Annotated in this window: 14 protein-coding genes and 4 pseudogenes; 4 read left to right on the forward strand and 14 right to left on the reverse strand. The window is 62.4% G+C overall.

The window, feature by feature from the left end; genetic code table 11:
* From ATI53_RS21715 to ATI53_RS21725, 3 pseudogenes are all read left to right on the forward strand, one after another.
* Positions 1 to 311 (forward strand): annotated as a pseudogene (locus ATI53_RS21715) (IS110 family transposase); the annotation flags it as partial.
* Positions 312 to 1,238: pseudogene (locus ATI53_RS21720) on the forward strand (IS3 family transposase); the annotation flags it as partial.
* Positions 1,168 to 1,398, forward strand: a pseudogene (locus tag ATI53_RS21725) (IS3 family transposase); the annotation flags it as partial. The pseudogenes ATI53_RS21720 and ATI53_RS21725, both read left to right, overlap by 71 nt.
* A 1-nt stretch (position 1,399) precedes the next feature.
* On the opposite strand, the pseudogene ATI53_RS21730 reads toward ATI53_RS21725, so the two are convergent.
* A pseudogene (locus ATI53_RS21730) lies at positions 1,400 to 1,723 on the reverse strand (transposase); the annotation flags it as partial.
* A gap of 181 nt (positions 1,724 to 1,904) precedes the next feature.
* Positions 1,905 to 2,525 (reverse strand): TIGR02466 family protein, encoded by a 621-nt coding sequence (locus tag ATI53_RS21735; protein WP_034451801.1) that lies wholly within the window; start codon positions 2,523 to 2,525, stop codon positions 1,905 to 1,907.
* Between the two features lie 92 nt (positions 2,526 to 2,617).
* Here ATI53_RS21735 and ATI53_RS21740 point away from each other — a divergent pair, with 92 nt between their 5' ends.
* The gene (locus ATI53_RS21740; protein ID WP_009503384.1) at positions 2,618 to 3,352 is read left to right on the forward strand and encodes a lysozyme family protein; all 735 of its coding nucleotides are present in this window, start codon (positions 2,618 to 2,620) and stop codon (positions 3,350 to 3,352) included.
* Here ATI53_RS21740 and ATI53_RS24270 read toward each other — a convergent pair.
* From ATI53_RS24270 to tuf, 12 genes are all read right to left on the reverse strand, one after another.
* Entirely contained in the window at positions 3,349 to 3,483 is a 135-nt protein-coding gene (locus ATI53_RS24270; RefSeq protein WP_009503383.1) for a hypothetical protein, read from the reverse strand. The genes ATI53_RS21740 and ATI53_RS24270 overlap by 4 nt on opposite strands.
* Positions 3,484 to 3,565: 82 nt before the next feature.
* Positions 3,566 to 3,979 (reverse strand): 50S ribosomal protein L16, encoded by a 414-nt coding sequence (gene rplP / locus ATI53_RS21745; RefSeq protein ID WP_009503382.1) that lies wholly within the window; start codon positions 3,977 to 3,979, stop codon positions 3,566 to 3,568.
* Between the two features lie 13 nt (positions 3,980 to 3,992).
* The gene (gene rpsC, locus ATI53_RS21750) at positions 3,993 to 4,703 is read right to left on the reverse strand and encodes a 30S ribosomal protein S3 (RefSeq protein ID WP_111551373.1); all 711 of its coding nucleotides are present in this window, start codon (positions 4,701 to 4,703) and stop codon (positions 3,993 to 3,995) included.
* Complete coding sequence (rplV, locus tag ATI53_RS21755) at positions 4,703 to 5,083, reverse strand: 50S ribosomal protein L22 (protein WP_009503380.1); 381 nt, start codon at positions 5,081 to 5,083, stop codon at positions 4,703 to 4,705. Before rplV ends, rpsC begins: the two co-directional genes overlap by 1 nt.
* A gap of 3 nt (positions 5,084 to 5,086) precedes the next feature.
* Positions 5,087 to 5,365 (reverse strand): 30S ribosomal protein S19, encoded by a 279-nt coding sequence (gene rpsS / locus ATI53_RS21760; protein WP_009503379.1) that lies wholly within the window; start codon positions 5,363 to 5,365, stop codon positions 5,087 to 5,089.
* Positions 5,366 to 5,368: 3 nt separating this feature from the next.
* A complete protein-coding gene (gene rplB, locus ATI53_RS21765) occupies positions 5,369 to 6,211 on the reverse strand; it encodes a 50S ribosomal protein L2 (RefSeq protein WP_009503378.1) in 843 nt (280 codons plus the stop codon).
* A 246-nt stretch (positions 6,212 to 6,457) separates the two neighbouring features.
* Positions 6,458 to 7,153, reverse strand: coding sequence for a YoaK family protein (locus ATI53_RS21770; RefSeq protein ID WP_009503377.1), 696 nt, complete (start codon positions 7,151 to 7,153; stop codon positions 6,458 to 6,460).
* Positions 7,154 to 7,261: 108 nt separating this feature from the next.
* Positions 7,262 to 7,558 (reverse strand): 50S ribosomal protein L23, encoded by a 297-nt coding sequence (locus ATI53_RS21775; RefSeq protein WP_009503376.1) that lies wholly within the window; start codon positions 7,556 to 7,558, stop codon positions 7,262 to 7,264.
* The gene (gene rplD, locus ATI53_RS21780) at positions 7,555 to 8,172 is read right to left on the reverse strand and encodes a 50S ribosomal protein L4 (RefSeq protein ID WP_009503375.1); all 618 of its coding nucleotides are present in this window, start codon (positions 8,170 to 8,172) and stop codon (positions 7,555 to 7,557) included. Before rplD ends, ATI53_RS21775 begins: the two co-directional genes overlap by 4 nt.
* Complete coding sequence (gene rplC / locus ATI53_RS21785; RefSeq protein WP_009503374.1) at positions 8,169 to 9,011, reverse strand: 50S ribosomal protein L3; 843 nt, start codon at positions 9,009 to 9,011, stop codon at positions 8,169 to 8,171. Before rplC ends, rplD begins: the two co-directional genes overlap by 4 nt.
* A 15-nt stretch (positions 9,012 to 9,026) precedes the next feature.
* Positions 9,027 to 9,335 carry a 30S ribosomal protein S10 gene (rpsJ, locus tag ATI53_RS21790; protein ID WP_009503373.1) on the reverse strand — a complete coding sequence of 103 codons (309 nt, stop codon included), beginning with the start codon at positions 9,333 to 9,335 and terminating at the stop codon, positions 9,027 to 9,029.
* A gap of 228 nt (positions 9,336 to 9,563) precedes the next feature.
* Positions 9,564 to 10,739, reverse strand: a 1,176-nt coding sequence (gene tuf / locus ATI53_RS21795) for an elongation factor Tu (RefSeq protein ID WP_009503372.1), incomplete at its 5' end; no start/stop codon positions are given.

Here is a 10,739-nt window from a genome sequence, read left to right on the forward strand (position 1 = left end):
GATCCTCCAGCCGCGCCGCCGCACGCCTGCGTCTGGCGGCCGTCACCATTGGCCGAAGTGACACGGCCTTGGGCGCTTTTTACCGGCGACTTTCATCGCGCACAGGCAAGCAAAAGGCGGTTACGGCCACGGCGCGCAAGATTGCAGTCTTGTTTTACAATGCAATTCGCCATGGCATGACCTGCCAGGATCAGGGGGCTGCAGCCTACGACGAGCGACATCGGCAACGCGTGCTGTCAATCCTCCAGCGACGGGCTAAGACCATGGGATTTGCATTGGCGCCCATTCCCGAGACCGCGGCTGTTTCTTAGGAAGGCGGCAGCTTACTTCGCGCGGGAGGCGACATGACGTTCGCTTTTGTGGCAAAGCACCGGCACATCTGGCCGGTCAGCTGGATCTGTGAAGTGCTGGGCGTTTCGCGGTCCGGCTTTCACGCCTGGCTCAGAAGACCGATCAGCGAACGCGCGGCTCATGACGCGAAGCTCGTCCAGGCGATCGACAAGAGCTTCAAGGCCAGCGATCGCACCTACGGCGCCCGCCGGGTCTGGCGCGACGTGCTGGAGGACGGGCTTGCCTGCGGGCTGCACAGGATCGAGCGCCTGATGCGGCTAAATGCAATGAGAGCGCGGCCGAAGCGACATGGAAAGCCCAAGGACGATGGCGAACGCTCGGTCATCGCTGACAATATCCTCGACCGCGACTTCGTGGCGGACCTGCCGAACCAGAAATGGCTGGCCGACGTCACCTATTTATGGACCGCCGAGGGCTGGCTCCATGTCGCCGTGGTGTTGGACCTGTTTTCCAGGCGCGTCGTCGGCTGGTCAATGAAAGCAGATCGGGACGCCTCACTGGTCATGGATGCGCTGATGATGGCCGTCTGGCGCCGCGGCAAGGCCGACGCGCTGCTCCACCACCCGGACCAGGGGTCGCAATACACCAGCGAGCAGTTCCAGCGCCTGCTTCTGGATTGCGGCATCACCTGCTCAATGAGCCGGGCGGGCAATGTGTGGGACAACTCGGCGATGGAGAGCTTTTTCTCGTCGCTGAAAACCGAACGCACCGCCCGCAAGCTTTACCGCAGCCGTGATGCCGCACGCGCAGACGTATTCGACTACATCGAGCGCTTCTGCAATCCGAGGCGACGTCATTCCAAGCTGGGCTACCTAAAGGTTGAAGGAGCTGTCCGGCGAACGGCGGCGCTTTGGGTATCGCCGGCTGCATCTGTTGCTCGGGCGTGAGGGCTGGCACGTGAAGTGGAAGAAACTCTACCGGATTTACCGCGAAGAGGGGCTGACAGTGCGCAAACGTGGCGGTCGAAAGCCTGTGATCGGAACACGGGCGCCGATGGCGATACCGCAAGGGCCGAACCAGCGATGGTCCTTGGCCTTCGTCTCGGACACGGGATGTTCACAGCAAGCGTCTTTTGTCGGCGGCTCAGCGTGCTGAAATCCGGCACCGACCAGTCCAACCCGCTCAACTGCAGAAGGCTTTCGACGAAGCCTGTCGTCTGCCTTGGCGCCATGGCGAACAGCACGTTCATCGTCAGGCAGGCCTGGATCGCAGCGTCGCTATAGGTGCGCTGTCGGCCGCGCGTGCCGGTCGGCCTGGCCTCCCATGTCATCTCGGGATCGAACCAGATCGTCAGCGAGCCCCGGCGCTTCAGCGCGTCATGAGAGGCCCGCCAGTTCTTGTTCTTGTAGCTTGGGGGTGTCGGACTGCTCATGGCCCCCCAGCTATCACCCTGGATTCAAGAGGTGAATCCCTCACGGGCTTTGTGCAACAGAGCCGCGGCATGGTAATCCCCGCGTTCTTGCGGGGGATTGGTCCTTGAATTTTGCGCGGCCACTGTCAGTTTCTGGGCGGGGGCCATGCTGCTGGATCGCGGCGCTGCCTGCGGGCCGGCCTCAGTCCCACTTGTAATTGAAGCTCACCGAAATCCGCTCTTCTTCGGACATGTTCGGCGGCACCTCGTGGCGCAGCCAGCTTTCCCACAACAAAATGTCGCTGGCCGCAGGGGTTTCGTAGACGAACGCCTTCAGCTCTTCGCGGCATCCCTTGCGGCGCGCCGGCGCGGCCATCATGAAGCCCAGCCTCGGGTCTTCAAGCTTCAACGCCGAGGTGCCTTCGGGCATGGACACATAGGTCGTGCCCGAAATCACCGAATGCGGGTGAATGTGCGACCCGTGCGTGCCCCCTTCGGGCAGGATGTTGATCCATATATCCTCGACAATCAGTTTGCGGTCGCCGAGGTCGAATTCCAGATCGGTGGCAAAGGCGGCGACATGTTTGTCGATGGCCGCCACGAGATCGGCAAAAATCGGAAAACGCCACGGCAGGTCGGTCAACGACGCATAGGATGTGTATCCGGGATAGCCATTGTCGTCGCACCATTCCTGGCCCGCCTCGTCATCCTCGGCGATGGACCAGCAGGACGACGCCAGTTCATCGGGGGCGACTGCGGGACCATGCTCGGACAGCTGGGCGCGATAAAGGCGGGTCGCGAAAAGCGAACGGATCTGGGTCATGCGCACGGTCATAACGCGTGTCGGCTGGCAAGGGAATCTCAACCTCTCGCTGTCAGGGTCCGAGGCGAAGAAATCACACACCCGAGGTCAGAATGACCCTGCTGCGTCTCGCGGCCCTGTTCCTGGGCCTGCTCGCCTGTCCCGCCTTTGCCGCCGCACCCTTGTTCGGCGGCGCCGCCGCGCAACCGATGCTGCAACAGGGACGCCCCCTCATCACCCCGCGCGACGGCGCGCCGTCCGGCGGCGCCAGTCTTTTCGCCGGACGGCAAGGCGGCAGCCTGTTCGAACCCGTGCTGCGCATCTATCCCGACGAGACGACCGTCGAAGGCCCCCTGCCGGGCCCCTACGCGAGCAAGGCGGAACGCGTCCGCCACATCATCGCGCGCGCCGAAGCGGGGCGCGCGGGCTATGACGCCGTGCAACACGGGGCACGGCGCAAGCCGCCCAAGCGCCCGACCGCGATGACCCTGCAGGAAATCTACCGCTGGATCGACGACACCCCCGGCCAGCCTCATGCCATCGGGCGGTACCAGTTCATACCGTCGACGCTCCGGATGCTGGTCAGCCGCGCCGGAATTGCAGAAAGCACCCGTTTCACCCCCGACGTTCAGGATCGGCTGGCTGATCTGCTGCTGCTCGACGCAGGCTTTGACGATCTGCAACAGGGGCAGATCACACGCACCGGGTTCATGAACAATCTTGCCAAGATCTGGGCCGGGCTGCCCACCTCCTCCGGTCAAAGCCATTACCACGGCTATGCGGGCAACAAGGCAACAATGACCTGGGCGCGCTTCGAAACCGAAATGGCGCCGATCTTTCCGCGTTAACCCGAAGCGCAGGCGACGGTGCCCGCTCCGCCACAGGCCTGTGGGCTGACAAGACGCTCATAGGCGCGCCCAAGCGCGAAGCCGGCGACAAGCGCCAGGATCAGTACCAAGCGGCGGATAATCCAGAACATCTCATCCCCGTCTCACCATAGAAAAACCCCCGCCAGAAACCCGGCAGGGGCTGATTTTTCGATCCGGCGCGCGCGTCGAAGCTTACCAGTCCTCGCGGACGACCACGCGGGTCTTGATCGGCAGCTTCATGGCGGCAAGGCGCAGGGCCTCGCGTGCGGTTTCTTCATCGACACCGTCGATTTCGAACATCACACGGCCGGGTTTGACCTTGCAGGCCCAGAAATCAACGGAACCCTTACCTTTACCCATCCGAACTTCGGTGGGCTTGGAGGTGACCGGGGTGTCCGGGAAGATGCGGATCCAGACCCGGCCCTGACGCTTCATGTGACGCGTCATGGCACGACGGGCCGCTTCGATCTGGCGTGCAGTCACACGCTCAGGCTGAAGCGCCTTGAGGCCAAAATGGCCAAAGTTCAGATCGGAACCGCCCTTGGCCTCACCCTTGATGCGGCCCTTGAACATCTTCCGGAACTTGGTGCGTTTCGGTTGCAGCATAGCTCAAACTCCTTCAGCGACGGCCGCCCATGGCGCCACGCGGAGCCGGACCATCCTGGATTTCCTGCGACTTGCGCTCGCGGGCAGACGGGTCATGCTCCATGATCTCGCCTCTGAAGATCCAGACCTTGATACCGATGATACCATAAGCGGTCGTGGCTTCGACGCCGGCGTAGTCGATGTCAGCGCGAAGGGTGTGCAGGGGCACGCGGCCCTCGCGGTACCATTCGGTCCGGGCGATCTCGGCACCGCCAAGGCGGCCCGCGACGTTGACCCGGATGCCCTGGGCACCCATGCGCATGGCGTTCTGCACCGCGCGCTTCATCGCGCGGCGGAACGACACCCGACGTTCGAGCTGCTGAGCAATGCTTTCGCCCACAAGACGCGCGTCAAGCTCCGGCTTGCGCACTTCAACGATGTTGAGGTGCAGTTCGGAGTCCGTCATCGAGGCAAGCTTCTTGCGAAGCGTTTCGATGTCCGCGCCTTTCTTGCCGATGATGACGCCCGGACGCGCAGTGTGAATAGTCACACGGCATTTCTTGTGCGGACGTTCGATGATGACTCGGCTGATGCCGGCCTGCTTGCATTCCTCGTGGATGAAATCGCGAATCGCGATATCCTCGAGCAGCAGATCACCGTAGTCCTTGGTGTCTGCATACCAGCGGCTGTCCCAGGTACGGTTGACCTGAAGGCGCATGCCGATCGGATTGGTTTTATTCCCCATCAGGCTTGCTCCTCGTTCTGACGGACCTTGATGGTGATCTCCGAGAACGGCTTGTTGATGCGGCCGAAACGACCACGCGCCCGCGGACGGCCGCGCTTCATCACCAGGTTCTTGCCCACATAGGCCTCGGCGACGACCAGTTCGTCGACATCCAGACCGTGGTTGTTCTCGGCGTTCGCGATTGCGGACTGAAGGCATTTCTTCACGTCGACAGCGATCCGCTTTTTCGAGAAGGTCAGGTCCGTGAGGGCCTTTTCCACCTTCTTGCCACGGATCAGCGCGGCCACCAGGTTCAGCTTTTGCGGCGAGGTGCGCAGCATGCGCAGCTTGGCCATCGCCTCGTTGTCCGCCACGCGGCGGGGATTCTTATCCTTGCCCATGGCTTACTTCCTCTTGGCTTTCTTGTCGGCTGCGTGACCGTAATAGGTACGAGTCGGTGCGTATTCGCCGAATTTCTGACCGATCATGTCCTCGGACACGTTGACGGGAACGTGCTTGTGTCCGTTGTACACACCGAACGTCAGGCCTACGAACTGGGGCAGGATCGTCGACCGGCGGGACCAGATCTTGATAACTTCGTTCTTGCCGCTTTCGCGAACCTTCTCGGCCTTCTTCAGGACGTAGGCGTCGACGAAAGGGCCTTTCCAAACAGAGCGCGTCATGGATTAGCGACCCTTCTTCTTGGCGTGGCGCGAGCGGATGATCAGCTTTTGCGACGCCTTGTTGGTGTTGCGGGTGCGCTTGCCCTTGGTCGGCTTGCCCCACGGTGTCACAGGGTGACGACCGCCCGAGGTCCGGCCTTCACCACCGCCGTGCGGGTGGTCGATCGGGTTCATCACGACACCCCGGACCGAAGGCCGCTTGCCATAGTGACGATTCCGGCCAGCTTTACCAAGGTTCTGGTTGCTGTTGTCAGGGTTCGACACGGCACCGACGGTGGCCATGCATTCCTGACGCACCATGCGCAGTTCGCCCGAGCTGAGGCGGATCTGGGCGTAGCCGCCATCACGACCCACGAACTGGGCATAAGTGCCCGCCGCGCGTGCGATCTGGCCGCCCTTGCCGGGCTTCAGCTCGATGTTGTGAACGATCGTACCGATCGGCAGGCCCGAGAACGGCATTGCGTTGCCAGGCTTGATGTCGGCCTTTGCGCTTGCAACGATCTTGTCGCCAATGGCGAGGCGCTGCGGCGCGAGGATATACGCCTGTTCGCCGTCATCATATTGGATGAGCGCGATAAAGGCGGTACGGTTGGGGTCATATTCGATGCGTGCAACGATGCCGTTGACATCGAATTTGGCCCGCTTGAAATCGACGATCCGGTAGAGACGCTTTGCGCCACCGCCGCGGCGGCGTGACGTGATCCGTCCGGTGTTGTTCCGGCCGCCCGATTTCGTCAGACCCTCGGTGAGGGCTTTGACGGGACGTCCTTTATACAGCTCCGAACGGTCGATCAGCACCAGCCCGCGCTGGCCCGGCGTCGTCGGCTTATACGACTTGAGTGCCATGCTTTCTGTCTTCCGTTTACAGACGGTCGGGTTGCCCCGACCTATGTGCTAGCCCCCTCGCCCCTTGTCGGCGCCGCAGGTGGCCGGTCTTGTAGGCCCCCGAAGGTGCCCGGTTAGATGCCCTTTCGGACAAAACGCAAGGCCCCGGACGAATCCGGGGCCTCTGCGGATGACGCCTGTTAGCAGGGATACTTCTTTCCGTCCAGAGGGCTTTGCGTCTTTCGGGTGCAACCGACGCGGTGGCCGCTACCTGCGATGTCCACGCAGGACTTCACATAGCGCGGCAAAGGCGAGCGGCAGCCCACAAAGCAGAAACGTCAGCGCACCAAAGGCCACATGGATCAGCGCACCGACAATGCCTCCGACCAGAAAGGACGCGATGGTAATACCGTGCAGGGCCAGTTGCGCCCGGTGTTGCGCTGTCTTGTCCGACCGCACCCACAGCCCGGCAAGTGCCAGACCGACGTCCGTCGCCATACCCGACACATGGGTCGTCCGCACCCGAGCGGCCGAGATACGTGTCGTAACAGCGTTCTGAAGCCCAAGGGTAAAGGACAGCACGCAAATCAGCCTCACCCCGATCACCAGTGAGCTGCCCGCAACACCCGCGACGCCAAGCGCCAACAGAACGGCGCCCTCGGCCAGAATGACCCACGCATAGATCCCCCGGACCTGCCTCCTGCGCCCAAGTTCGATACATAGCCCCGCCGTCAGCGCACCACAGACGAACACGACGATCACGACCACGAACAACAGCGCAAGATCCCAGCGCCCGCCCGCTACATTGTCTGCCAGCGCAGAAACATTGCCGGTCATGTTGGCCGAGAACAGGCCCGCCACCTCGAACCCGGTCGCGTTCAAGGCACCCGCGACGGCAGAGAGCAGCGCCGCGAGCCGCAGGTCGATGGAGGCGGTACGTTGGTCACCTTCACGGATCAGCACAGTCTGTCCTCTCGTTGCCGCGCCATGATCGACAGGCGCCGCGAACATGAAAAGGGCCCGTCGCGTATGCAACGGGCCCTAAATCATCGGCACAAGACACAAACCGGATCAGAGACCGGTCGATACGTCGATCGTGTTGCCCTCTTCGAGGGTCACATAGGCCTTTTTCACGTCGTTCCGGCGGCCCATCTGGCCACGGAAGCGCTTGACCTTACCCTTGGTGATGGTCGTGTTCACGGCCTTCACCTTGACATCAAAGAGCGCCTCGATGGCTTCCTTGACCTGGGGCTTCGTCGCGTCGATCGCCACATGAAAGACCACCGCGTTGTTTTCCGACGCCATGGTGGATTTCTCGGTGATGATCGGCTTGCGGATCACATCGTAATGTTCTGGCTTCGCACTCATTTCAGTCGAGCCTCCAGAGCTTCGACACCTGCCTTGGTGAGCACAAGCGTGTCACGGCGCAGGATGTCATACACGTTGGCGCCCATGCTGGGCAGAACGTCCAGACCTTCGATGTTGGCGGCGGCGGTCACGAAGTTTTCGTTCACGTCGGCACCGTCGATGATCAGGGCGCGCTTCCAGCCAAGGTTCTTCACCTGGGCAGCGAGGGCCTTGGTCTTGCCTTCCGAGGTCGCGGCGTCGATGATGACGAGCGAACCGGCCTTGGCCTTGGCCGAAAGGGCCATCTTCAGGCCCAGGGCACGGACCTTCTTGGGCAGCTCATGGGCGTGCGACCGCGGGGTCGGACCCTTGTAGATGCCACCCTTGCGGAAGATCGGCGCCTTGCGCGAGCCGTGGCGTGCGCCGCCGGTGCCCTTCTGGCGATAGATCTTCTTGGTCGAATACGACACTTCCGAGCGGGTCTTGACCTTGTGCGTGCCAGCCTGCGCCTTGTTGCGCTGCCAGCGAACCACACGGTGAAGAATGTCGGCGCGCGGCTCAAGATCAAAGATCCCGTCCGTCAGCTCGACCTCGCCCGCGGCGGAGCCGTCAAGGTTGATAACGTCGAGTTTCATTCGTCGCCTTCCTTCTTCTCTGCCGCGATCGAAGCTTCGGCTTCTTTCAGGGCTGCTTCCTCGGCGGCAGCCGCTTCGGCGGCTGCGGCTTCGGCTGCGGCGGCTTCTTCGGCTGCGGCCGCGGCGGCGGCTTGCTCGGCGGCCTTTGCGGCTTCCTCGGCGGCGGACTTCAGGGCTGCCGGCAGAATCGCGTTCTCGGGGAACGGCTTCTTGACGGCGTCCTTGATGGTGACCCAGCCACCCTTCGAACCCGGCACAGCGCCCTTGATCATGATGACGCCGCGATCTGCGTCCGTCTTCACAACCTGAAGGTTCTGCGTCGTGCAGCGAACGGCGCCCATGTGGCCCGCCATCTTCTTGCCTTTGAACACCTTGCCGGGGTTCTGACACTGACCCGTCGAACCGTGCGAACGGTGCGAGATCGACACACCGTGCGTCGCCCGCAGACCGCCGAAGTTGTGACGCTTCATGCTGCCCGCGAAGCCCTTGCCGATAGTCGTGCCGGACACGTCCACATACTGGCCTTCGAAGTAATGATCGGCGGTGATTTCCTCACCTACGTTGATCAGGTTTTCCGCATCGACGCGGAATTCCGCGATCTTCCGCTTGGGTTCGACCTTGGCGATGGCGAAATGGCCGCGCAGTGCCTTGGTGGTGTTCTTGGCCTTCGCTGTGCCGGCGCCGAGCTGAACGGCGGTATAGCCATCCTTTTCAGCGGTGCGGTTGGCGACAACCTGCAGACCCTCGACCTGAAGCACGGTCACGGGGATCTGCTTGCCGTCTTCCATGAACAGCCGGGTCATGCCGACCTTTTTCGCGATGATTCCAGAGCGCAACATGTTCCGTAGCCCTCCTTATACCTTGATCTCGACATCCACGCCGGCGGCGAGGTCGAGTTTCATCAGCGCGTCCACCGTCTGCGGAGTCGGATCAACAATATCCAGGAGCCGCTTGTGAGTGCGGATCTCGAACTGGTCGCGGGATTTCTTGTTCACGTGCGGACCACGAAGAACGGTGAACTTTTCAATCTTGTTCGGCAGCGGGATCGGGCCGCGGACTGTCGCGCCGGTCCGCTTGGCGGTGTTGACGATTTCCTGCGTCGAAGCATCGAGGACGCGGTAATCGAACGCCTTGAGCCGGATGCGAATGTTCTGGCTTTGCATGTTCGGTATGCCTTTTCATAGGCGTGAGAGTTGAGAGGAGGACGCAGGACCATCCTGCCGCCTCTTCGAACCCTTGCGGAGGACAGCGCCCCCTAAAGCCGACGGGTGCCGAAGCACCCGCCTGAATTCCTTGCAGGCGCGCCGGATAAGGCCCGACAGCCCACGAGTCAAGCCCCATTCAAGGCATGACCGGTCAGCGCCTCGCCCCGAGGGGCGAAGCCTCTGATATTACTCGATGATCTTGGACACGACGCCCGAGCCGACGGTGCGGCCGCCTTCGCGGATGGCGAAGCGCAGGCCGTCTTCCATGGCGATCGGGGCGATCAGCTCGACGCCGAACTTCAGGTTGTCGCCGGGCATGACCATTTCGGTGCCCTCGGGCAGCGTCACCGTGCCGGTCACATCCGTCGTGCGGAAGTAGAACTGCGGGCGGTAGTTCGCGAAGAACGGCGTGTGGCGGCCGCCTTCTTCCTTGGTCAGGATATAGACCTCGGCCTCGAACTTGGTGTGCGGCTTCACCGAGCCGGGCTTGCACAGAACCTGCCCGCGCTCAACGCCTTCGCGGTCGATGCCGCGCAGCAGCGCGCCGATGTTGTCGCCCGCTTCACCGCGATCCAGCAGCTTGCGGAACATTTCAACCCCCGTGCAGGTCGTCTTGCGGGTGTCGCGGATGCCCACGATTTCCAGTTCGTCGCCGACGTTGACGACGCCCCGCTCGACGCGGCCCGTCACAACCGTGCCACGGCCCGAGATCGAGAACACGTCTTCGATCGGCATCAGGAACGGCTGGTCGACAGCGCGTGCCGGCTGCGGGATGTATTCATCCACCGCCGCCATCAGTTCCCTGATCTTGTCTTCGCCGATCGCTTCGTCACGGCCTTCCATCGCCGCAAGCGCAGAGCCCGCGATGATCGGAATGTCGTCGCCCGGATAATCGTAGGCCGACAGAAGCTCGCGCACTTCCATTTCGACCAGCTCGAGCAGTTCCTCGTCGTCCACCTGGTCGACCTTGTTCAGGAACACCACCATCGCGGGGATGCCCACCTGGCGGCCCAGCAGGATGTGCTCGCGCGTTTGCGGCATCGGGCCGTCGGCCGCGTTCACCACCAGGATCGCGCCGTCCATCTGCGCCGCACCGGTGATCATGTTCTTGACGTAGTCGGCGTGGCCGGGGCAGTCGACGTGCGCGTAGTGGCGCGCTTCGGTCTCGTATTCCACATGCGCCGTCGAGATCGTGATCCCGCGGGCCTTTTCCTCGGGCGCACCGTCAATCTGGTCATACGCCTTGAAGTCACCGAAATACTTGGTGATCGCCGCCGTCAGCGTCGTCTTGCCGTGGTCAACGTGACCGATCGTGCCGATGTTGCAATGCGGTTTGTTCCGCGCAAACTTTTCCTTTGCCAT

The organism is Salipiger aestuarii, from assembly GCF_003259905.1.
Lineage (GTDB): Bacteria > Pseudomonadota > Alphaproteobacteria > Rhodobacterales > Rhodobacteraceae > Salipiger > Salipiger aestuarii.